Annotated in this window: 24 protein-coding genes; all 24 read left to right on the top strand. The window is 32.5% G+C overall.

Annotation, left to right across the window (positions count from 1 at the left end; translation table 11 throughout):
* The first annotated feature begins 5 nt into the window (after positions 1-5).
* The 24 genes from CUL_RS0108145 to CUL_RS0108260 all read left to right on the top strand — a co-directional run bounded on the left by CUL_RS0108145 (position 6) and on the right by CUL_RS0108260 (position 24,478).
* Positions 6-1,394: a flagellar assembly protein A gene (locus tag CUL_RS0108145; RefSeq protein WP_005582685.1), complete on the top strand. Its 1,389-nt coding sequence runs from the start codon at positions 6-8 to the stop codon at positions 1,392-1,394.
* Between the two features lie 11 nt (positions 1,395-1,405).
* Positions 1,406-1,720, top strand: coding sequence for a hypothetical protein (locus CUL_RS0108150; protein WP_005582686.1), 315 nt, complete (start codon positions 1,406-1,408; stop codon positions 1,718-1,720).
* 12 nt (positions 1,721-1,732) lie between these two features.
* Positions 1,733-2,206 (top strand): DUF6115 domain-containing protein, encoded by a 474-nt coding sequence (locus tag CUL_RS0108155; RefSeq protein ID WP_025641103.1) that lies wholly within the window; start codon positions 1,733-1,735, stop codon positions 2,204-2,206.
* 143 nt (positions 2,207-2,349) lie between these two features.
* Positions 2,350-3,057: a 30S ribosomal protein S2 gene (gene rpsB / locus CUL_RS0108160; RefSeq protein WP_005582688.1), complete on the top strand. Its 708-nt coding sequence runs from the start codon at positions 2,350-2,352 to the stop codon at positions 3,055-3,057.
* A 72-nt stretch (positions 3,058-3,129) separates the two neighbouring features.
* On the top strand, positions 3,130-3,777 hold the full coding sequence (gene tsf / locus CUL_RS0108165) for a translation elongation factor Ts (RefSeq protein ID WP_005582690.1): 648 nt from the start codon (positions 3,130-3,132) through the stop codon (positions 3,775-3,777).
* A gap of 78 nt (positions 3,778-3,855) precedes the next feature.
* Positions 3,856-4,572, top strand: a complete 717-nt coding sequence (pyrH, locus tag CUL_RS0108170) for a UMP kinase (protein ID WP_005582691.1) — start codon at positions 3,856-3,858, stop codon at positions 4,570-4,572.
* 2 nt (positions 4,573-4,574) lie between these two features.
* On the top strand, positions 4,575-5,132 hold the full coding sequence (frr, locus tag CUL_RS0108175; RefSeq protein WP_025641108.1) for a ribosome recycling factor: 558 nt from the start codon (positions 4,575-4,577) through the stop codon (positions 5,130-5,132).
* A gap of 49 nt (positions 5,133-5,181) precedes the next feature.
* A complete protein-coding gene (locus CUL_RS0108180; RefSeq protein WP_005582694.1) occupies positions 5,182-5,925 on the top strand; it encodes an undecaprenyl pyrophosphate synthase in 744 nt (247 codons plus the stop codon).
* Complete coding sequence (locus tag CUL_RS0108185; protein ID WP_005582695.1) at positions 5,926-6,702, top strand: phosphatidate cytidylyltransferase; 777 nt, start codon at positions 5,926-5,928, stop codon at positions 6,700-6,702.
* Between the two features lie 13 nt (positions 6,703-6,715).
* Entirely contained in the window at positions 6,716-7,738 is a 1,023-nt protein-coding gene (gene rseP / locus CUL_RS0108190) for an RIP metalloprotease RseP (RefSeq protein ID WP_408065623.1), read from the top strand.
* Between the two features lie 5 nt (positions 7,739-7,743).
* On the top strand, positions 7,744-8,793 hold the full coding sequence (gene ispG, locus CUL_RS0108195; protein WP_025641112.1) for a flavodoxin-dependent (E)-4-hydroxy-3-methylbut-2-enyl-diphosphate synthase: 1,050 nt from the start codon (positions 7,744-7,746) through the stop codon (positions 8,791-8,793).
* 22 nt (positions 8,794-8,815) lie between these two features.
* On the top strand, positions 8,816-9,478 hold the full coding sequence (locus CUL_RS0108200; protein ID WP_025641114.1) for an MgtC/SapB family protein: 663 nt from the start codon (positions 8,816-8,818) through the stop codon (positions 9,476-9,478).
* 18 nt (positions 9,479-9,496) lie between these two features.
* The gene (locus CUL_RS0108205) at positions 9,497-13,774 is read left to right on the top strand and encodes a PolC-type DNA polymerase III (RefSeq protein ID WP_005582699.1); all 4,278 of its coding nucleotides are present in this window, start codon (positions 9,497-9,499) and stop codon (positions 13,772-13,774) included.
* Between the two features lie 175 nt (positions 13,775-13,949).
* A complete protein-coding gene (locus tag CUL_RS0108210; RefSeq protein WP_005582700.1) occupies positions 13,950-14,414 on the top strand; it encodes a ribosome maturation factor RimP in 465 nt (154 codons plus the stop codon).
* Between the two features lie 14 nt (positions 14,415-14,428).
* Positions 14,429-15,478 (top strand): transcription termination factor NusA, encoded by a 1,050-nt coding sequence (nusA, locus tag CUL_RS0108215; RefSeq protein ID WP_005582701.1) that lies wholly within the window; start codon positions 14,429-14,431, stop codon positions 15,476-15,478.
* Between the two features lie 19 nt (positions 15,479-15,497).
* A complete protein-coding gene (gene rnpM, locus CUL_RS0108220) occupies positions 15,498-15,773 on the top strand; it encodes an RNase P modulator RnpM (RefSeq protein ID WP_025641116.1) in 276 nt (91 codons plus the stop codon).
* Between the two features lie 39 nt (positions 15,774-15,812).
* Entirely contained in the window at positions 15,813-17,840 is a 2,028-nt protein-coding gene (gene infB / locus CUL_RS0108225) for a translation initiation factor IF-2 (RefSeq protein ID WP_025641118.1), read from the top strand.
* Between the two features lie 13 nt (positions 17,841-17,853).
* Complete coding sequence (rbfA, locus tag CUL_RS0108230; protein ID WP_005582704.1) at positions 17,854-18,231, top strand: 30S ribosome-binding factor RbfA; 378 nt, start codon at positions 17,854-17,856, stop codon at positions 18,229-18,231.
* Positions 18,224-19,198 (top strand): DHH family phosphoesterase, encoded by a 975-nt coding sequence (locus CUL_RS0108235; protein WP_005582706.1) that lies wholly within the window; start codon positions 18,224-18,226, stop codon positions 19,196-19,198. The genes rbfA and CUL_RS0108235 overlap by 8 nt, the downstream gene beginning before the upstream one ends.
* Before the next feature lie 4 nt (positions 19,199-19,202).
* Positions 19,203-20,096 (top strand): tRNA pseudouridine(55) synthase TruB, encoded by an 894-nt coding sequence (gene truB / locus CUL_RS0108240; protein ID WP_005582707.1) that lies wholly within the window; start codon positions 19,203-19,205, stop codon positions 20,094-20,096.
* Between the two features lie 10 nt (positions 20,097-20,106).
* A complete protein-coding gene (locus CUL_RS0108245) occupies positions 20,107-21,030 on the top strand; it encodes a bifunctional riboflavin kinase/FAD synthetase (RefSeq protein ID WP_025641123.1) in 924 nt (307 codons plus the stop codon).
* A gap of 124 nt (positions 21,031-21,154) precedes the next feature.
* On the top strand, positions 21,155-21,424 hold the full coding sequence (rpsO, locus tag CUL_RS0108250) for a 30S ribosomal protein S15 (RefSeq protein WP_005582710.1): 270 nt from the start codon (positions 21,155-21,157) through the stop codon (positions 21,422-21,424).
* A gap of 109 nt (positions 21,425-21,533) precedes the next feature.
* Positions 21,534-23,624, top strand: a complete 2,091-nt coding sequence (locus CUL_RS17020) for a polyribonucleotide nucleotidyltransferase (protein WP_005582712.1) — start codon at positions 21,534-21,536, stop codon at positions 23,622-23,624.
* Positions 23,625-23,770: 146 nt separating this feature from the next.
* A complete protein-coding gene (locus tag CUL_RS0108260; RefSeq protein ID WP_025641127.1) occupies positions 23,771-24,478 on the top strand; it encodes a polysaccharide deacetylase family protein in 708 nt (235 codons plus the stop codon).
* The last annotated feature ends 6 nt before the right edge of the window (positions 24,479-24,484 follow it).

A 24,484-nucleotide genomic window follows, 5' to 3' on the forward strand; every position in this document is an offset into this window, starting at 1 on the left:
TAAATATGTTTAAAATCTCTCCAAACGTGATAATCGAAATTTCTAAAGATGGGTTAAAAGGTTATATCACATTATTTGATGATAAGGACTCACAAGATTTTGGATTAAATGAAAAACCAATAGAGGAGATTATTGAAGAAGTAAAGGACATATTAAAAGTTGGTTTAAACGAAGAGGAGTTACGACTAATATTATCGAACAGGTATTATAATAGTAAAGTATGTATTGCTGAAGGAATTTTACCTGTTAGCGGGAAGGACGGATATATAAAATATTATTTTGATTTAAATAAGAAACTAGTGCCCAAAGTATTAGACGACGGAACTGTAAACTATCGAGAATTGAATATTGTTAATAATGTGAGAAAAGGTGATATTCTAGCAGAGTTAGTACCGCCTAAGGAGGGAAAACCTGGATTTAAGGTAACTGGACAAACTATACCTTATAAGAAAGGGAAAACCCCTGTACTAAGATATGGGAAAAATGTCAGATTATTAGATAACGGAGTTACATTAGTTGCTGATAAGGATGGCCTTGTTGAGCTAAAGGACAGAAAGGTTATAGTTTTGGATGTGTTCCAAGTAGACAATGTTGATAACAAGGTAGGCAATATTTACTTTAATGGAACAGTTGTCGTTAATGGAAACGCTCTTAATGGATTCCAAATCAAAGCCGATGGAGATGTGAGGATTAAAGGTGTGGTGGAAGGAGCTTATATTGAAAATCACGGAGATGTAATCGTTAGGCAAGGTATACAAGGTTATAATAGGCTAACTATTAAAACTAAAGGTCATATAACTACTAGATTTATAGAAAATGCAATAATTAATTCGGAAAGAACTGTTACAGCAGAGGCTATTATGCACAGTCATGTTTATAGTAAAGACAATATAACACTTATCGGTAGGAGAGGTTTGATCGTAGGTGGAGTTTGTAGGGCAGGAAAGGAAATTCATGCTAAGACTATTGGATCTTCCATGGCTACAAAAACTATTTTAGAAGTTGGGGTAGATCCAGCCATAAAGGAGAAGAATGAGGAGTTAAAGGAACGTATAGACGAATTTGAGGAGAATTTGGATAAAGTGATTAAATCCTTGAACCTCTTAGATAAAATTAAGAAGGTTAATAGATTAGATGAAAAGAAGGCTGAAATGTATATAAAGTTGTTAAGGACAAAAAATAGTTTACTTGGAGAATTGTTGGAATTAAAAAAGGAATATCAGATATCAAAAGACAAAATCGACAACCTTTCAAAAGGGCGTATTAAAGTTTCAGATACCATATATCCAGGGGTAAGGATTGTAATTGGGAATAGTACTATGACTATAAGGGATGAAATGAAGAGGTGTTCCTTTTATAAGGATGAGGGAGAGATAAGAGTAGGTCCATATTAGGGGTGATTTATATGTCGATTAGGCCTGTTGATTATACAAATACAATTACTAAATCTCAGGAAATTGCTAAGATTAGGCAAGTAGAAAACGATAGAGTTAAAGTCCAAATGGAACAAGGCTTTGTGCAGCAAGAGAAGCAGATAGAGAAGAATATGAAAAGGGTTAGAGATGCAAATAAGAGTGAAAATCTAATTATAGATGCAGATAAGAAGAGACAGTTTGCTAATAGCAAAGATGAAAAAGAAAGTAGGAAGAAAAGAAAGAAAAAGAATAATAAAAATAAAAACAGGACTGAATTGGGTAGAAATATAGATATAAAAATTTAAGTAGGGATGTATATGCTAACGATTATATTAAATGTTATAGGTCTATTATGTATTATAATTTCTTTAGTTTGTATTAATAGGACTTTAAAAAGGGAAAAGGAACTTTATGAAGACATCGTATTAATCCATAAGGATATAAAATATTATTCTCAAACCGTAGAATATATAGTAAATAGTTTTGACGAATTAATAGAAAATAGTTTAAATAAAATGGATAGCTTACAAAGGCAAGGAACAAATTCTATGGATAGTGATGAGTCAAAAGGGGGAATCTATAGCATAAATAAGACTGGGGAAAAAGACAAAACAAGCCTGTTAGATGAGTCAGGGGAAGAAAATAATGACAATGAAGATATAAATATAAAAGTCCTTGAACTTAAAGAATTAGGTTTATCTAATGAAGAAATTGCAAAAAAATTAAATAAAGGTATTAGGGAAGTGGATATAATAATAAAAATGTGGTCAAATTTTTATAAAAAATATTAACTATAAAATATTGATTAAAAGCCTTGTATATGTTATACTACTAGAGTGATTACACACATCTTCTGATGTTTAAGGGTGTGCCTTTAAAGGTTCCTTAAATATGTGAAGAAGGTGGAGGAATAAAACATGGAGGTGAAGTAGATATGTCAGTTATTACTATGAAAAGTTTGTTGGAAGCAGGAGTCCATTTTGGACATCAAACAAGAAGATGGAACCCCAAAATGGCAGAATACATTTTTACTGAGAGAAATGGAATTTACATTATAGATCTTCAAAAAACGGTAAAAATGGTAGAAGATGCTTATAATTTTGTGAAGGAAATTTCTGCTGAAGGTGGAGAAATTCTTTTCGTTGGAACTAAGAAGCAAGCTCAAGAAGCAATCGAAACAGAAGCTAAAAGGTGTGGTATGCATTATGTGAACCAAAGATGGTTAGGTGGAATGTTAACCAATTATAAGACTATCAGGAAAAGAATCGATAGGCTTCATGAGTTAGGAAAAATGGAAGAAGAGGGAATATTCGACGTTTTACCTAAAAAAGAGGTAATACAACTTAATCATGAAAGAGAGAGACTTGAAAAATTCTTAGGTGGAATAAAGAATATGGATAAAACCCCTGATGCTTTATTTGTGGTAGATCCGAGAAAGGAAAGAATAGCTGTAAATGAAGCCAGGATTTTAGGAATTCCAGTTGTAGCTATTGTTGATACAAACTGTGATCCAGACGAAATAGATTATGTGATACCTGGAAATGACGATGCAATTAGAGCAGTAAAACTGTTAACAGAAACTATGGCAAATGCTGTTCTAGAAGGAAGACAAGGAGAACAGATAGTAGATGTAGAAGAATAGTAAAAGGGTAAGGGTTTAAAGGGATCAATTCCTTTACGCTCTTACCATTTTTAACAATAGAGGAGGGTTAGAATGGGTATAAGCGCTGCACAAATTAAAGAGTTAAGGGAAAGAACTGGGGCTGGTATGCTTGATTGTAAAAATGCATTAGTTGAAACTAATGGAGATTTAGAAAAGGCTATTGTTTTATTAAGGGAAAAAGGTTTATCACAAGCTGCAAAAAAATCTGGTAGAATTGCTGCAGAAGGATTAGTTGATGCATATATTCATGGCGGGAGAATAGGAGTTTTAATTGAAGTCAATTCAGAAACAGATTTTGTTGCAAAAACTGACGAATTTAAGGAATTTGTTAGGGACATGGCTATGCAAGTAGCAGCTTCAAACCCTAAATATGTAAGTATAGAAGATGTACCCGAAGAAGAAGTTGAAAAAGAAAGGGAAATACTTATACATCAAGTGGTAAATGAAGGTAAACCAGAGCATGTGGCATCCAAGATTGTTGAAGGTAGATTAGGAAAGTTTTATGAACAAGTATGTTTATTAGAACAGCCTTTTATAAGAGAACCAAGTATCAAGGTTAAAGATTTATTAAATGAAAAAATTGCTAAAATTGGTGAGAATATTAAAATTAGAAGATTTGTTAGATATGAAGTAGGAGAAGGCTTAGAGAAAAGAGAAGAGAATTTTGCCGAAGAAGTAGCAAAGCAAATGAATGTATAATTAAATGGAGAACACTGGTTGTTCTCCATTTAAATAGAAAACCAGTTATTTGACTTATTGAATAATGGGAGGATTTTTATGACGGAACCAATTTTTAAAAGAATAGTTTTAAAACTAAGTGGTGAAGCATTAGCGGGAGATAAGGGACATGGAATAGATATTGATACAGTTAATAGAATATCAGAAGAAATAAAGAGCCTACGGGATCTTGGGGTAGAAGTAGCCATTGTAGTAGGTGGTGGCAATTTTTGGAGAGGCAGATTGGCTATAGATATGGATAGGACAACTTCAGATTATATGGGAATGCTTGGTACAGTAATAAATGCCCTTGCCCTTCAGGATGCATTGGAGAATATTGGAGTAATAACAAGGGTACAAACTGCCATTGAAATGAGACAGATTGCAGAACCATATATACGAAGAAGGGCAATAAGGCATCTTGAAAAAGGAAGAGTTGTTATTTTTGCTGCTGGTTCCGGAAACCCATATTTTTCGACTGACACAACTGCAGCATTAAGGGCTGCTGAGATAGAAGCAGAGGTTATATTATTGGCTAAAAAAGGAGTGGATGGAGTTTATGACTCTGACCCATATATTAACACATCTGCTAAAAAATTTGACAAATTAAGATACATAGACATATTAAATATGGGATTAGGAATTATGGACTCTACAGCAACTTCTTTATGCATGGATAATAGTATACCCTTAATAGTATTTGGTATAGATAAACCAAATAATATTGTTGATGTGGTCTTGGGTAAAAAAATAGGTACTCATGTAAAGGAGGAGTAATTATGTATTTAGATGTTCATAAGGAATCGGAAGAAAAAATGAAAAAAACAGTGGAGGTTTACAAAGAGGAACTAAAAAGCATTAGGGCTGGTAGAGCAAATCCTGCATTATTGGATCAAATATCAATCGATTATTACGGTACAGATACACCTTTAAAACAATTAGCTAGTATTTCTGCACCAGAACCTAGGTTGTTGGTAATTCAGCCTTGGGACATTAATTTAATTTCTGTTATTGAGAAAGAAATATTGAAGTCAGATCTAGGATTAAATCCATCTAATGATGGCAAATTAATTAGATTGCCAATTCCATTACTTACTGAAGAAAGAAGAAAGGAATTAGTAAAAGTTGTGAGAAAAAGCGCTGAAAGTGCAAAGATTTCTATAAGAAATATTAGAAGAGAAGCAAACGACATAATAAAAAAGATGGAGAAAGATAAAACCTTGAGTGAAGACGATAGAAAAGCTGCGGAAAATGAGACTCAAAAAATTACAGATGAGTATATAGATGAAATTGATGATCTAACTAATAAAAAAGAGGAAGAATTATTGGAAATATAGACATTCCCCTTCTTATACAGAAGGGGTTTTTACGATGGGAGGAAATCTTATGGGCAAGAACGGACTATTAGAACTTAAAGAAAAAATAGATTTGGATCGAATTCCTAAACACATAGCCATTATAATGGATGGTAATGGAAGATGGGCAAAAAAAAGGTTTTTACCTAGGACTGCAGGACATCAAGAAGGTATGAAGCGGGTTATTGAGATAGTAGAAGTTGCTGAGAAACTAGATATAAAGTATCTATCTCTTTATGCATTTTCAACGGAAAACTGGAAAAGACCGAAGGAAGAAATTGAAAGCCTGATGAAATTATTAGTCCAATATATTAGGAATGAATTAGATAGAATCCATAAAAATAATGTAAGAATTCAAACAATGGGGGACTTGTCTAAATTGCCTAGATTAGCTAGGGAAGAAGTTGAAAGAGCAGTTGAAAAAACCAAAAATAATTCAAAGATGATATTAAATATTGGATTAAATTATGGAGGTAGAGATGAAATAATTCGTGGGATAAAAAATATTTTAGAAGATGTGAAAATGGGTAAACTAAAAGAAGACCATATTGATGAAAAGGTATTAAATAACTATTTGTACACATATAATATGCCAGACCCAGATCTGTTGATAAGACCTAGTGGTGAGCTTAGATTGAGTAATTTTATGTTATATCAAATAGCCTATACTGAATTTTGGTTTTCAGATATTTATTGGCCAGATTTTAAAGAGGAACATCTATATAAAGCTATTATAGATTATCAAAGTAGAAACAGAAGGTTTGGGGGAATTTAGGTGAAGAATTTAATAGTAAGGACAATAAGTGGCATAGGGTTAGTATTAATGACCATTTTGATTATTTCAAAGGGTGGAACTTTGATGTCTTATTCTGTGTTTTTTTCATCCCTTATAGGAATAAGAGAGTTTTATATTGCTTTAGAAAATAAAGAATTAAAACCTATTAAAGTAATTGGCTATATTAGCTGTTTTTTATTTCTTTTTTATTCACTAGATTATAAATGGGTATCTTTAATATATATATTTATATTTTTAACATTAGCTTTAGTTATTAGTTTTATCCTTAAAAAGGATATAAGTTTTATTGATATTATAGCAACTTTATTTGGCATTCTTTACATACCTTTTTTGATGCAACATATTATATATTTAGATGGAACTATATATATATGGTTGATTTTTATAATTGCATGGGGTACCGATACATTTGCATATTTATCAGGTACTTTATTTGGTAAAACTAAGCTATGCCCTAAATTAAGTCCTAAAAAGACTGTAGAAGGATCTTTAGGGGGAATATTGGGTGCTATTTTGTCAACTTTAATCTTTGTAAGATATATCGGAGTTTTCCCTATATGGAAATTCCTCTTACTTTCCTTATTAGGATCTATTGTTGCTCAATTAGGGGATTTGACTGCTTCTAAAATTAAGAGACTTACCGGAATAAAGGATTATGGATTTATTTTACCCGGTCATGGTGGGATATTAGATAGATTTGATAGTATACTATTTGTTGCTCCTCTTGTCTACTATTTTGTTAACTTTTTTTTATAATATGAAACAGGTGGTGATACAGTTGCTAACAGCAATAGCGGCAGTTTTCGTTTTTTTAATGGTAATACTATTCCATGAGTTTGGACATTTTATTATCGCAAAGGCAGTTGGTATAAAAGTAAATGAATTTTCCATCGGTATGGGGCCTAAGATATTTCAAAGGGAAAAAGGTGAGACTAAATACAGTGTTAGGGCATTACCAATTGGAGGATATGTAAGTATGGAGGGAGAAGATGAGAACTCTAATGACCCAAGAAGCTTCAATAAGGTACCTGCCATTTCAAGAATTGCAGTAGTTGTAGCTGGGGCAACTATGAATTTTATTTTGGCTATATTAGTTCTTTCCATAGTTTCTTTCAATATAGGCATGCCAACGACTACCGTTTTAGAAACTTTAGAAGGTTCCCCTGCTGAAAATGTAGGGATAAAAAATGGGGATGTAATATTAAACATTAATGATAAACATATAAGGAACTGGGATTCCATAGTTAATGAAATTAATAATTCCAATCCTGATGAGGATATGAAAGTAACCGTTTTACGTAATGGGGATACTAAAGATTTTATTTTAAGACCAGAAATAAGTAAGGATAACAGGGTTATTATAGGTATAGTCCCTACCTCACAAAAATCCTTTATTTCTTCAATTAAGGGCGGATTCCAAAAGACTGGTTCAATGCTTATGTTAATGTTTGATTTTATTAAGATGGTTTTCAGGGGAAAAGTTAGCACTAAGGATTTGTCAGGACCTGTAGGTGTAATATATACTATTGGTGAGGCTGCAAAATATGGATTTACTAATATACTCTATTTAATGGGATTTATTAGTATAAATTTAGGCTTCTTCAATTTATTACCTTTACCTGCTTTAGATGGTAGTAGAATTGTATTTTTATTCCTAGAAATTGTGCGAGGAAAAGCTATAGACCCTGAAAAAGAAGGTTTCATACATTTTGTTGGTTTTATTTTATTGATATTACTCATGTTAACCGTTACCTACTCGGATATTATTAGATTTAATATACTTAGAAGGTGATTTTAGTGGTAAGAAAAAAGACTAGAAAAATAATGGTTGGGAATGTGCCAGTTGGCGGAGATAGCCCAATAACAGTCCAGTCAATGACCAATACTATAACTAAGGATATTGATGCAACAATCAATCAGATTAAGGAATTAGAAATGGCTGGTTGTCATATAATTAGATGTGCTATTACAGACATAGAAGATGCGAAGGCTGTTAGGGAGATAAAAAAGAATATAAATATTCCCTTTATTGCAGATATCCAATATGATTATAAATTAGCAATTGCAGCGGTAGAGAATGGTGCAGATTGTTTAAGAATAAATCCTGGGAATATTGGTTCAGTTAAAAAAGTTAAAAAAATAATAAATATTTGTAAGGAAAGACAAATCCCTATAAGGATAGGGGTTAATTCCGGGTCCATTAAGAAAGAATATTTAGAAAAGTATAATGGTGTAAATGCAGATTCTATGGTAGAAAGTGCTCTTGAACATATAAGGCTGATGGAGGATATGGGCTATGAGGAACTAAAAATTTCGTTAAAGGCTAGTAGTGTACCCCTTACTATAGAAACTTATAAAAAAATATCTCAAATAGTAGACTATCCTCTTCACCTAGGGGTAACAGAAGCGGGGCCAGTGTGGAGGGGAACTGTGAAATCTGCCGTTGGAATGGGGACTCTTCTTTCTATGGGGATTGGAGATACAATTAGGGTCTCTTTAACTGGAAATCCTATAGAGGAAGTGAAGGTAGGTCGGGAGATTTTAAGGTCTCTAGGTTTGTTAGAAGAAGGTATAGAAATAATTTCCTGTCCAACTTGTGGAAGAACAAAGATTCAGCTAATTAAACTAGTAGAGGAAGCTGAGAGAAGGTTGAAACATATAAAAAAGCCTTTAAAAGTTGCAATTATGGGTTGTCCTGTTAATGGGCCAGGAGAAGCTAAAGAAGCTGATATTGGTATTGCAGGAGGACAAGGTGAAGGGTTAATATTTAAAAAAGGAGAAGTATATAAAAAAGTAGCAGAAGAATCTCTGTTAGACGAATTGATAAAGGAAATAGAAAGCCTTTGATTATTTTTTAGAAGGTGTTATTATGTTGGACAATAAACAGATTATAATAAGACTCCTTTTGTCTATATTATTATCTAGTTTTATTGGTATAGATAGGGAGAGCACCAAAAAACCAGCAGGTTTAAGGACCCATATTTTGGTTTCACTGGGTTCTACTTTAATAATGTTATTATCTATATATATTAACGGCAATTTCCAACAGGATTCTTTTTATTACTCTGATAGAATTGCTGCCCAAGTAATTAGCGGAATAGGATTCTTAGGGGCAGGCACTATATTGAGAAGGGATACAGGGGTAATAACAGGATTGACTACTGCAGCTAGTTTGTGGGTTGTTGCTGCTATTGGACTAACAATTGGCGCTGGATTTTATCTAGCCGCAATAATAACCACTGTATTGGTAATTATTACTCTTATGTCATTTCACAGAATCGGACGAAGGTTTAAGACAAAAGGATACCATTATATATCTATAAGTTTAGTGTCGGTAGATAAGCCAGGTCAAATTGGTCAAATTTTAGGTGATTTTGGAGCTAATATACTTAGTATAGATATAGATCATAAAGATGAGGGATTGATTAGGGTAAATTTGGACATAGCGTTGAAAAAATTTAGTAATAAGTATGATATACTAAACTCTCTCGCAAGTATAGATAGCATAATAGAAGTATCCCAAAGTGGTTAAAGGAGGTAATAGCAAAAGATGAATGAAGCTAGAATACAATTAATCCAATTACTCAAAAAAAACAACATTTCAGTTGATGAAAGTCTGAGGACAGTATTTGTTGAAAAAGTGAAATTGAATATCAAGGAGAATATTATTGAAATAATACTGACTTCCAAGGAGATAGTTGCTGAGGAGATACTGTATAGAATTACCAATATTTTTGAAAATAAATTTGATGGATTAAGTGTATTGGTTAACATTAAATATGATATTTTAGAAGATTTGGATAAAACAATTAGTAAGTTATGGAATAATATATTATATTGTATCGAAAAGGAAATACCTTCTAGTAGATCTTGGGTTCAATTGTTGGAATACGAGATAGAAAAAAAATCTATTATGATTTTTCCAACAAATGAAGTAATTAATTATGCCTTAATAAACAATGGGATTGCCGATAAAATCAAAAATAAAATAAAAAACGAGTTGGATATGGATATTGATGTAAAAATAGATGATTCTAGAATAGAAGATAATGGCTATGAAATCATTGAAAAAACTATAGACGAAGAAAAAAAAATATCTACTGAGATTTTAAATAATAATGGAAAGATTAGTAAAAATAGACCAAAGAATAGGAAGGCATCTTCCAATGCTAATTATATCTTCGGTAAAAAAATTGATGAAGAGCCTATGAAAATTAGAGATATTACCCTGAATACAGGTTCCGCTATAATAGCAGGCGAAGTATTCCAAGTGGAAATTAGAGAGATAAGAGGTAATAGAAAATTAGCCATTTTTAATATAACAGATTTGACTGATTCTATAACAGTAAAGGTATTTTTAAACGAGAAACAGTTTGAAGAGTTTGAAGCCAATATAGATAATGGTCTATATGTAAAGGTAGAAGGAGATATTATATTTGATAATTATTCAAAATATCTAGTATTGATGCTTAAATCTTTAAATGTTTTACAAAAACAGGAAAGAATGGATTTATCAGAAGAAAAACGGGTAGAACTCCATTTACATACCCAGATGAGTTCTATGGATGGATTAAGTAGTTTTAAGAAATTAGCCCAGAGAGCAAAAAAATGGGGACATACTGCCATAGCCATAACGGACCATGGGGTTGTCCAGGGTTTTCCGGAAGCTATGGAAGCAGGTAAGGAACTAGGAATTAAAATATTATATGGTGTGGAAGGATATCTAGTTAATGATAAAAAACTAATTATATCTAACTATGATAATGAAAAAGAATACGATACATTTGTTGTCTTTGATATAGAGACCACAGGACTTTCTCCCAAAAATGATATGATTACAGAAATAGGCGCAGTTAAGATTGAAAAGGGCATGATAGTTGATGAATTTAGTCAACTGATTAATCCAGAAAGGCCAATTCCAAATAGGATAGTAAATATTACGGGAATTACTGATGAGATGGTAAGGGATAAGCCTACTATTAAAGAAGTTTTACCACAATTTGAAAGATTTATAGACGGAGCTGTGTTAGTTGCTCATAATGCTTCTTTTGATGTATCTTTTATTAGGGAACAACTAGCAAAAGCCCGCAAAACTGTCAACAATCCAATTTTTGATACATTGGAATTATCGCGAGCTTTATTTCCAGAATTGAAAAGTCATAAGCTTAATTTAGTAGCTAAACATTTAAATGTAAATTTATTAAATCACCATAGAGCTGTAGATGATGCAAAGGCAACTTCAGAAATCTTCCTAAAATCTATGGAGTTATTAAATAAAAATGGGATCAATGGATTTGATAAAATTAACAAGCTCATTGAGGAAAAAGATATTTCAAAGGATGAGTCTTTTCACATTGTAATCTTAGCAAAAAACCTAATTGGATTAAAGAATTTATATAAGTTAATATCCCAATCCCATTTAAACTACTTTTATAGGAGGCCAAGAATTCCCAAAACCTTACTCAATGCCAATAGAGAAGGATTGATTATAGGAAGCGCTTGTGAAGCCGGTGAACTATATAAAGCCATTCTTAAGAGTAAAGGTTATAACGATTTAAAGGATATAGTTAGTTTCTATGACTATTTAGAGATACAGCCAATAGCTAATAATATGCATTTAGTTAGGAATGGTTTAGTAAAAGGAAAGGAGGAACTAAGAGATATTAATAAACGCATTGTTGAATTAGGTGAGAGGTTTAGTAAACCTGTAGTTGCAACTGGAGATGTACATTTTTTAGACCCAGAAGATGAAATTTATAGAAGGATTTTGATGTTTGGTCAAGGCTATTCTGATGCTGACCTACAACCACCCTTATATCTTAGGACTACGGAAGAAATGTTAAATGAGTTTGAGTATTTAGGTGAAAAAAAGGCTGAAGAAGTGGTTATTAAAAACCCTAATTTAATCGCAAATATGGTAGATGAAATAGACCCTATTCCCCAAGGGACTTATCCTCCAGTAATAGAAGGGGCTGAGAAAGAATTAAAGAAGATAACATATAACCGAGCTATTGAAATCTATGGAGACCCTTTACCTAAAATAGTGAAAGAAAGGTTAGACAGGGAATTAAATTCAATTATTAAGAATGGGTATGCAGTAATGTATATAATAGCTCAAAAGTTAGTTTGGAAATCCTTAGAGGATGGATATTTAGTAGGTTCCAGAGGCTCTGTTGGTTCTTCTTTCGTCGCAACCATGAGTGGAATTACAGAGGTTAACCCTTTAGTGCCCCATTATGTATGTCCACATTGTAAATATAGTGAATTTATTGAAGATGGGTCCATAGGTTCTGGGATAGATTTACCAGATAAAGATTGTCCAAAATGTAAATCAAAACTGGCAAAAGATGGCCATGATATTCCTTTTGAAGTATTTTTAGGGTTTGAAGGGGATAAAGAACCAGATATAGATTTAAACTTTGCTGGAGAGTATCAAGCCTGTGCCCATAAATATACAGAAGAGCTATTTGGAGAAGGTTATGTTTTTAGAGCTGGAACTATTGGTACTATTGCTGATAAAACTGCTTATGGTTTTGTTAAAAAGTACCACGAAGAGAAGGGGTTAAATGTGCATCCAGCTGAAATCAATAGACTTGTACAAGGTTGCACTGGGGTTAAGAGGACATCTGGCCAACATCCAGGGGGAGTAATGATAGTACCAAAAAATAAGGAAATATATGATTTTACACCTATACAATACCCTGCCGATGATAAAAAGTCAGGAGTTATAACTACCCATTTTGATTATCATTCTATTAGTGGTAGAATTCTGAAATTGGACATTTTAGGGCATGATGTTCCTACTATCATAAGGATGTTAGAAGAAATCACAGGGGTAGATCCTAGTGAAATCCCTTTAGATGATAAAAAAACCATGGAGCTATTTACTAGCGCAAAACCTCTAAATATTAAAAATAAGGATATAAATATAGAAGTAGGTACTCTAGGGGTGCCGGAATTTGGTACAAAATTTGTTAGACAGATGCTAATGGATACAAATCCCACTACTTTTGCTGAATTAGTTAGGATTAGCGGTCTGTCCCATGGTACCGATGTATGGTTAAATAATGCACAGAATTTAGTAAGAAATGGCACTGCTTCTTTGAAGGAAGTTATTTCTACCAGGGATGATATTATGCTTTATTTAATATATTCTGGTCTAGATAAGAAAAGGGCTTTCAAAATAATGGAAAAGGTTAGAAAAGGGAAAGGTTTAACGGAAGAAGATGAAGAATATATGAGAAGTTTTAATATTCCAGAATGGTATATAGATTCTTGTAATAAAATTAAATACATGTTTCCAAAGGCTCATGCTGTGGCTTATGTAATGATGTCCTATAGAATAGCTTATTTTAAGGTCCATCATCCTGCGGCTTTTTATGCCACTTATTTTACAACTAAGGCCCAAGATTTTGATGCCCACTTAGTATTAAAAGGTCAGGAGGCTGTTGGAGAAAAAATTAAAGAATTAGAAAGCTTATCCAATCAGGCTACAGCAAAGGAAAAAAACCTGCTTATTGTATTAGAAGTTGTTCAAGAAATGTATGCAAGAGGTTTCAATTTTGAAAAAGTAGATCTTTACAAATCGGATAGTGAAAAATTTTTAATAGGAGAGAGGGGAATACTACCTCCTCTAAAAAGTTTAGATGGAGTTGGCGAGACTGCAGCAAAAAATATCGTTAAAGAAAGAAATATAGAAAAATTTTTATCCGTAGAAGATCTGATTGCAAGAACTAAAGTTAGCAAAACAGTGGTAGAAGCTCTAAGGGAACACGGTTGTTTTGATGGTTTACCTGAAAGTAATCAGATTAGCCTTTTTAATATTTGATTTTCTGTAAGAATATGATATAATTATTATGATTAAATTGTATGGACAATAAAAGGTTAATTTGCTTATAGAGTGGGCTGACCCACTCTTAATTTGTTTGATTTACTCATGAATGATAAAGGTATATTTCTTTTTGTATTACAAAAAATAGATATGATTTTACGGAGGTGATAAATTGAGTAGAAAAAATATTATTAGAACTGTTAGAGAACATTGTGAACCTGTTGTGGAGGAACTAGGATATGATTTAGTAGATCTAGAGTTTGTGAAGGAGAATGGCAGTTATTTCCTGCGATTTTATATAGGTAAAACGGAAGGTATTAGTATTGATGATTGCCAAAGGGTAAGTGAAGTAGTGGGAGATAAATTGGATGAATTAGACCCTATTGAGGAAAGTTATTATTTAGAGGTTTCATCCCCTGGTTTAGACAGACCATTGAAGACTGATAAGGATTTAAAAAGGAACATTGGTAAGGATATAGAGATTAACCTTTATAAGAGTATAGACGGTAAGAAGAAATATATTGGAGAATTATTGGATTTTGATAAGGATTATATTAAAATAAGAGAAGATAATCTGATGGATAAAAAATTGGATAGGGAAGTTATTTCGAAGATTAAATTGGCAGTAAAATTTTAAGGGAGGTTTAATTAATGAATGCAGAGTTTATTGATGCCCTTGAAGAAATAGAAAAGGAAAAAGGGATATCTAAAGAGATCATTTTTGATGCTTTAGAGTCTGCACTAATTTCGAGCTATAAGAAAAACTTTGGTTCATCTCAAAATGTGGAAGTAGAAATAGATAGAGCTACAGGTAGAGTAAGGGTAGTTGCAAAGAAAACAGTCGTTGAAGAAGTAAAGGATGATTTGCTGGAAATAAATGTAGAAGAAGCTAGAGAGATAGATGATAAATACCAGATAGGAGATATTGTCATTGTTGAAGTTACTCCCAAAAACTTTGGTAGGATTGCAGCTCAAACAGCTAAACAGGTGGTTATACAACGAATAAAGGATGCAGAAAGGGATGTAATATATGACGAATTTATAAATCGAGAGAACGAAATAATAACGGGGATGATTCAAAGGATTAGTAAAAACAATGTATATATTGATCTAGGGAAAACTGAAGGCATTTTACCTCCTACTGAACAAATAGAAGGGGAAGTTTATAATCAGGGAGATAGGATAAAGTTAATCATACTGGAAGTTAAGAAGACTACTAAAGGACCTCAAATTATCCTTTCCAGGTCTCACCCTGGTCTAGTTAAAAGGTTATTTGAATTGGAAGTTCCTGAAATTAATGAAGGGATTGTAGATATCTATGCCATATCTAGAGAAGCGGGTTCAAGGACTAAGATTGCTGTACACTCCAAGGACCCTAATGTAGATCCAGTAGGGGCTTGCGTAGGCTTTAAAGGTACTAGGGTAAAAGCTATAGTGGAAGAGTTAAATGGTGAAAAAATAGATATAATAATTTGGAGCAAAAATATAGATGAATTTATAGCTAATAGCTTAAGTCCATCAAAGGTGATTAAGGTAGAGATTAATGAGAAAGAAAAAGCGGCTTTAATTGTAGTTCCTGACTATCAATTGTCTTTGGCAATAGGTAAAGAAGGTCAAAATGCCCGATTAGCAGCGAAGCTGACTAATTGGAAAATAGATATAAAAAGCGAAAGTCAATATGATGGTGATTCGAATTCTTAAAGTCGGGAGGGATGATAAATTGAGTAGGAAAAAAATACCTCTAAGAAAATGTGTTGCATGTAATGAAAATAGACCTAAGAAAGAACTTATTAGGGTGGTAAAGAATAAAGATGGTATTATTCAAGTTGATTTAACTGGAAAGATAAATGGCAGAGGGGCATATATTTGCCAAAATAAGGAATGCTTTGATAAAGTTAAAAAGAATAAAAAACTTGATAGGGCATTGGAAATAGAAATACCAGATGAGATATATGATAAACTAAATGATGTAGTTGATTCTAAAGAAGAACTTTAATACTAATTATCACCTGTAAAAATATTGGGGGTGTATAGTTTGATAAAAATAAGAGTATATGAGCTTGCTAAAGAACTTGGAATGACGAGTAAAGATTTAATGGAAAAGATGGAAGAGTTAGATTTAAAGGTTAGCAGTCATATGAGTTCACTGGAAAGTGAAGATGCAGAAATGATAAAAGGACTTTTTGAAGAAGAAAAAGAAGGTAAAAAGGAAAAGAAAAATAGCAACAAAGGGAAGGCGATGAAAGTAAAAAATAATAGCGAAAATAACCGAAAAAAAGATAAAAAACAGGATAATGACAAGGCAGATAATATTATAGAAATGGGAGGCACTATAATAGTCAAAGATTTGGCTGATAAAATTGGAATAGGTGCAACTCAAGTTATAACTAAATTAATTGGATTAGGGGTTATGGCTAGTCAAAATCAATCTATTGATTTTGATACTGCGAGTATTGTTGCAGATGAATTTGGCTTTAAAGTTATTATGGATAAAGTTGAAGATGAGGAAGATATAGAGAGGGAATTTGACTTAGATTTTGAAGACGATCCTAAAGACCTTAGGCCAAGGCCACCTGTAGTCACTGTAATGGGACATGTGGATCATGGTAAAACTTCCCTATTAGATGCTATTAGAAAGACTTCAGTTACTACACAAGAAGCTGGCGGAATAACTCAACATATAGGAGCTTCTATAGTAAATGTAGAAGGCAAAAAAGTTGTTTTTCTAGATACGCCTGGTCATGAAGCTTTTACATCTATGAGAGCAAGGGGTACACAAGTTACTGATTTAGCAATATTAGTTGTGGCCGCAGATGATGGAGTAATGCCCCAAACAATTGAGGCTATTAATCATGCAAAAGCAGCAAATGTACCTATTATGGTTGCAATTAATAAGATTGATAAACCAGATGCAAATATAGATAGAATAAGACAGGATTTAGCCGAGCATGGGCTGGTTCCAGAAGAATGGGGTGGAGATACTATTAGTGTTCCCGTTTCAGCATTAAAGAAAGAGGGTATAGATGAATTACTGGAAATGATTCTTTTAGTAGCAGAAATGCAAGAGTTAAAAGCTAATCCAAATCGAAAAGCAGTTGGTACCGTTATTGAAGCCCAACTTGATAAAGGTAGAGGCCCTGTTGCTACTGTATTGGTTCAAAAAGGTACTTTAAGGGTGGGTGATATGGTGGTTTCTGGAAGTGCTAGTGGGAGAGTAAGGGCTATGTTTGATGATAAAGGGAAAAATGTTAAGAAAGCTGGTCCATCTATACCGGTGGCTATTCTAGGTTTATCAGAAGTACCCCTATCAGGGGACTTATTATATGCGGTTGAAGATGAGAAAACTGCAAGAGCCTATGCTAATAAAAATAAAGAAATAGTAAGAGAAGAGCAATTAAGAGCTTCACAAAAAGTATCTTTAGATGATTTGTTTGAAAAAATACAATTAGGTGAAATTAAAGACCTTAATATTATTATAAAAACCGATGTAAGAGGAACTATAGATGCAATTAGACAATCATTGGAAAAGTTAGAAAATGAAGAGGTTAAAATAAATATAATCCATGGTGGGGTTGGAGGAATTACTGAAAGTGATGTAATGTTAGCCTCAGCATCTAATGCAATAATTATTGGATTTAATGTAAGACCTACTTTAAATGCATTGGATATTGCTAAACATGAGAAGGTAGATGTGAGAACTTATAGAGTTATTTATGATGCAATTGAAGATATAAAATCTGCTATTAAAGGTATGCTAGAACCTGAATATGTAGAAGAAGTTATTGGCAGAGCTCAGGTTAGAGCCACTTTTAGAGTTCCAAATGTAGGTGTAGTTGCTGGAATTTATGTACAACAAGGAAAAATTACAAGGAATAGCATAATTAGATTGCTAAGAGACGATATAGTAATATTTGAAGGTAAAGTATCCTCCCTTAAAAGATTTAAAGATGATGTTAGAGAAATAGTTTCAGGCTATGAAGGTGGATTAGGTTTAGAAAATTATAATGATATAAAAGAGGGAGATATTTTAGAAGCATATATTATGAAAGAAGTTGAAAGATAAGGGGTGTAACCTTATGAAGAACAAGAGAATAAATAGAATATCTGAAGAAATTAGGAAGGTTGTTTCAGAATTAATAACTAGAGAAATTAAAGATCCAAGAGTAAGCCCAATGACTAGTATTACAAAGGTCCAGGTGACTAACGATTTGAGCTATGCAAATATATATGTTAGTGTATTAGGGGATAAGGAAGTGAAGGAAGAAACTTTGAATGGATTAACAAGTGCGAAAGGATTTGTTAGAAAGGAAATTAGTAATAGAATAGATTTAAGGCATGCACCAGAGCCTATTTTCCATCTAGATGAGTCTATAGAACATAGCCTTTATATTTCTAAGTTAATCGAGAAGGTTAATAGGGAAGATGAGGATAAAAGAGGAGATAGGGATGAATAACTCAACAGGAATTTTGATGGTAGAAGCAATTGAATTAATTAAGAGATATGATAATATATATTTAGTTTCCCATGTGCAGCCAGATGGAGACAATATTGGCTCTACATTGGCCTTGGCTAAGGCCATTGAAAAATTTAAGGGCGGTATAAAAGTAATAAAGGTAGACGATATACCTTCAGACTATCAATTTTTACCTGGTATTGATATGATCAAAAATTATGATATAAATGAACCTATTGACCTTTTAATATCTTTAGATAGTAGCGATTTAAATAGGTTAGGCTTAGGCAAAGAATTTGCTCGAAAAGCTAAAAGAGTTATAAATATTGACCACCATATCACAAATGATAATTTTGGGGATATAAATATAGTATCTCCTTCATCTGCTGCAACAGGAGAAATTGTATATGAATTTATAAAAAAAATGGCAGTAGATATTGACAAAGATATTGCTACCTGTCTATATACGGCTATTAGTACAGATACGGGAAGCTTTATCTATAGCAACACTACCTATAAAACCCATCTAATTGTAGCAGAATTGCTAAAAGTAGGGATTGATGTAGAAACTATAAATATTAACCTATATCAAAACAGGAGTATGGCTAGAACCAAATTATTTATAGATTCCATGAATAGTTTAGAAACATATTTAGAAGGGAAAGTTGGAGTTATAGCTGTCACTCAAGAGATGTTAAAAGCTTATGATGCTAAAATGGAGGATACAGAAGGATTAATATCCTTTGTAAGGGGTATTGATTCTATTGAAGTGGCATGCCTCTTAAAAGAGATAGACAAAAATGAAGTAAAAGTAAGTTTAAGGAGTAAAAAACGAATAGATGTGTCCAGGATTTGTAATAAATTCAATGGCGGTGGCCATATTAGAGCAGCTGGATGTACTATTAATGAAAGACTTCCTGTAACAAAGGACATTATATTAGAAGAGATTTTAATGAACTTTAGGTGATTATATGAATGGGACAATAAATTTGTTTAAACCTAGGGGAATTACTTCCCACGATGCAGTATATAATATGAGGAAAATTCTAGGAATAAAAAAGATTGGGCATACAGGAACTTTAGATCCAAATGCCACCGGAGTTTTACCTTTATGTATAGGTAAGGGAACCCGAATTAGCGAATATCTATTGGATGTGGATAAAGAGTACATAGGGGAATTGATCTTAGGTATGGCTACTGATACCCAGGATATAGATGGTGAAATTATTGACTATTCCACAAAAAAGGTTAGTGAAGCCGATATCCACATTGCTTTTGATAGATTTATAGGGGAAATTGAACAAGTTCCACCTATGTATTCTGCATTAAAAAAAGATGGTAAGAAATTATATGAATTAGCGAGGAAAGGGGTAATTGTAGAACGTCCCCCAAGGAAAGTAAAGGTATACGATTTAAAAATATATAATATAATTGATAATAAAAAAATTATCTTCTATGTCAAATGTTCAAGGGGCACATATATTAGGACTTTATGTCATGATATAGGCGAATTATTAGGTACTTATGGTTATATGTCCTATTTGATTAGGACTGGCGTAGGTGCTTTCAATATAAAAGATAGCTATAGTTTTGATTATATAAAAAGTTTAAATAGATCTGAGTTGAAATCAATAATTTGTCCAATAGATCAAAGCATAAGCCATATGGACGCTTTATTTGTTGAAAATAGGTTTTACAATGGTTTAATTAATGGTAACATTCTACCTATAGGAAATAATATCATTGAATCTTACCCAATAAACTCACCTACTAGAATTTATTGTAATAATACTTTTGTTGGAATAGGAAGAATTATAATCAAAAATCATATACCCAATATTAAAATAGATAAAGTTCTTATATAAGGTGGTAAATATGGAAATTATAGATTTGAATAATTATGAAGAAAGTAGATACGAAACTGGTGTTGCTTTAGGAAATTTTGACGGAATCCATATTGGTCATCAACACTTAATAAAGGATAATATCGATAAGGCGAAGGAAAGAAATTTAAAATCTTCAGTTCTATTATTTAAGAATCACACTAAAACCATATTAGACAAGGAAGGCAAATCAAAGCTAGAAATCATTACCCCATATAATCAAAAATTAGAGATATTAGATAGATTAGGTGTTGATTTAATATATACTATTAATTTTGATAAAAATTTAATGAAATTATCTCCAGAAGAGTTTGTTAGAAGCATATTAATTGATAGACTCAATGCAAAATTAGTTACAGTTGGGTTTGATTATAGATTTGGACACAAGGCTGCTGGAGATAGTGAATATTTGATACACTTAGGTAAAGAGGAAGGTTTTCAAGTTAATATCATTGAACCCATCTATGTTAATGAGGAAGTTGTAAGTAGTACTTTGATCCGAAATTTAATTAAGTCTGGCTCTATTGAGAAGGCAAATAACCTTATAGGACGATATTATTCAATTGTTGGGCAGGTTGTTAAAGGTAGAAGTAGGGGGAGTAAAATAGGTTACCCTACTGCCAACCTTAGATTAGAACATGAATATGTTATACCTAAGACTGGAGTGTATAAGACTATTACTATTTTAGGTGATAAAGAGTATATAAGCTTAACAAATATAGGTTATAATCCAACTTTTAATGAAGATGAATTAAAGATCGAAAACTATATTTTAAACTTTAACAACAATATATATGGCAAGCATATGGAAGTAAAGTTTATAGAATTTATAAGGGATGATATTAAGTTCAACACAACCCAAGAATTAATTGAACAGATAAAGAGAGATGTGGAATATGTAAAAAAACATCAATAATATTTACAATTAGATAGATATATGATAATATTAATTTGATAAAGAAGTACCTTTAGCTAAGTTTATCGTACCTCGGCGATTTACTTAGCTATTGGTGAAACTCAAATAAGAGGAGGTATAATAAATGACTATGACAAAGGAACAAAAAGCTCAAATTATTGAAGAATTTAGATTGCATGAAGGGGATACGGGCTCGCCAGAAGTTCAAATTGCAATCTTAACTCACAGAATTAATTCCTTAACAGAACATCTTAAAACCCATAAAAAAGACCACCATTCAAGAAGAGGTTTATTCAAGATGATAGGTCAAAGAAGAGGTTTATTAAGGTATCTAGAGAAAAAGGATATTGAAAGATATCGTGCATTAATTGAAAAATTAGGAATTAGAAGGTAATAAGAGCGGGGTTCTATCCCGCTCTATTGATTTACCTTTAGTATCTAGTGTTTTTAATCAATAAAAGGTTATAATAATAATATGTTAAATCATCAAAAGGAGGTAGAACATGGAAAGGCAGTTTCAGTATAATTTAGCTGGAAGAAATCTTTCTATTACAATTGGAAAAGTAGCTGAACAAGCCAATGGTGCATGTTTACTCCAATATGGAGATACGGTAGTATTAGTTACAGCTACAGCTTCTAAAGAGCCAAGAGAAGGAATAGATTTTTTTCCATTAAGTGTTGATTTTGAGGAAAGGTTGTATTCGGTAGGTAAAATACCAGGAGGCTTTATTAAAAGGGAGGGTAAGCCTAGTGATAAGGCCATACTAACATCAAGGTTAATTGATAGACCAATAAGGCCCCTATTTCCAAATGGATATAGGAATGATGTTCAAGTTATTGCAACTGTATTATCTGTTGATCAAGATTGTACACCAGATATAGTTGGAATGATCGGGTCTTCTGTAGCCCTTTCAATATCTGATATACCATTTAATGGACCAACAGCTTCTGTATTAGTTGGATTAGTAGATGGAGGGTTTAAAATCAATCCAACGGCTGAAGAAAGGGATAAATCAGATATCCATTTAGTTGTTTCAGGGACTAAAGATGCAATTATGATGGTAGAAGCAGGAGCCAATGAGGTACCTGAAAAGACTATATTGGAAGCTATATTATTTGCTCATGAAGAAATAAAAAAGTTATGCAATTTTATTGAAGACATTCAAGAAGAAGTAGGAAAGGAAAAACAAGACTTTATAGTCTTTAAACCAGATGACCATATTGGGGAAGAAGTTAGAGCGTTTGCTACGGATAAGCTTATTAACGCTATCCAAACTTATGAAAAGCAGAACAGAGAAGAAGCAATTGATAAGGTAATAGAAGAGACAATAGATAATTTTATTGAAAAGTATCCTGAGAATGAAAAAGATATTGTTGAAGTAATGGAAGAAATATTAAAAGAAGAAGTTAGAAGGCTTATTTTAGAAGAAGGAATTAGACCAGACAATAGAAAAGCAGATGAAATCCGTCCTATAACTAGTGAAGTAGGCTTATTACCTAGAGCTCATGGTTCAGGGTTGTTTAAAAGAGGCCAAACTCAGGTATTGACAGTAGCAACTCTGGGGGCATCTAGCGATGTTCAGATTATAGACGGAATTAGTGAAGAAGAATCCAAAAGATATATGCATCATTATAATTTTCCACCTTATTCTGTTGGTGATACTAGAGTGTTAAGAGGGCCAGGAAGACGTGAAGTAGGACATGGTGCCTTAGCTGAAAGAGCACTAGAACCAGTTATCCCACCAGTGGAAGAATTTCCATATACAATAAGATTAGTATCTGAAGTACTGAGTTCAAATGGTTCCAGTTCTCAGGCTAGTGTATGTGGAAGTACTTTGGCCTTATTAGATGCAGGGGTGCCAATTAAGGCTCCAGTAGCAGGAATTGCTATGGGATTGATCAAATCAGAAGATAAGGTAGCTATTTTATCTGACATTCAAGGTTTAGAAGACCATTTAGGTGATATGGATTTCAAGGTAGCAGGAACCGAAAAGGGAATAACTGCTATTCAGATGGATATAAAAATATCTGGCATTGATAGAAATATATTGAATGAAGCTTTAACAAAGGCTAGAGATGGCAGATTATATATATTAGAAAAGATGAAAGTGGCTATCTCGACTCCACGAGAAGAATTGTCACCTTACGCACCAAGAATAATAACGATGCAAGTCCATCCAGATAAAATAAGGGATATTATAGGACCAGGTGGCAAGATAATCAATAAAATAATAGATGAAACAGGCGTTAAAATCGATATAGATGATGACGGTAAGGTATCTATTGCCTCAGACAATATGGAAAATGGAGAAAAAGCCAAGGAATTGATTAACGAAGTAGTGAAAGATGTAGAAATTGGAGAAATTTATATGGGTAAAGTTGTAAAAATAGTACCCTTTGGCGCTTTTGTTGAGATAATCAATGGTAAAGAAGGATTACTTCATATTTCTAATATTGCTAACGAAAGGGTTAATAAGGTTGAAGATGTACTATCAAATGGAGACCAGGTATTAGTTAAGGTAATTGATATAGATAATCAAGGTAGGATTAATCTATCGAGGAAAGCAGCTTTACCAAAAGTGGAAAAAGAATAAAGAGCGAATATAGAACTAAATGCATGAACCCAACTAAGGTTCATGTTTTTAATTTATGAGAAAAGTCTATAAGTATGAAAAAATAAATATAATTTACTATCCCTTTGAATATAAATAATCATAGAAAGATTATTGGAGGGATAGGTGTGAGAATTTTGATTGTCAATAGAAAGATTATCTATACGTTATTGATTATAATAATAATAATAATGACCGTAGCAATATATTTTTCTTTTTATAATAGAGTAGATGAAACCTTTAAAATGGATATATATTATAAAGGGAATGTAGACGGTAAAGTCGTATCTTTTGCTTGTAATATAGATTGGGGAAATGAATATATCCAACCAATGTTGGAAACTTTTTCTGAGCATAATATAAAAATAACTTTTTTTGTTACCGGTACTTGGGCAAAAAACAACCCAGATTTGTTAAAAGCAATATATAAGTCAGGCCATCAGATAGGTAATCATGGATATAGGCATATAGATTATGATAAGTTAAGTTATGAAGGGAATAGGGAAGAAATTTTAAAAGCCCATAATATTGTATACGATATCTTAGGAGTGGAGCCAATATATTTTGCGCCTCCATCGGGAGCATATAATGATAATACGGTTAAAGCTGCAAAAGATTTAAATTATGATATAATTATGTGGAGTGTTGATACAATTGATTGGAGAGAAGATAGTACAAAGGAAAAAATAATAAACAGGGTAGTCAGTAAAATTCATGATTCAGCTATTGTATTGATGCATCCAACTAAAGAAACGGTTAAATCTTTGCCCGAAATCATATCTTATTTATTTGAAAAAGGATATAAAATTGGTACAATAAGTGATGTAATCAAATAAACCATA

Source organism: [Clostridium] ultunense DSM 10521, assembly GCF_000511955.1.
Taxonomy (GTDB): domain Bacteria; phylum Bacillota; class Clostridia; order Tissierellales; family Tepidimicrobiaceae; genus Schnuerera; species Schnuerera ultunensis.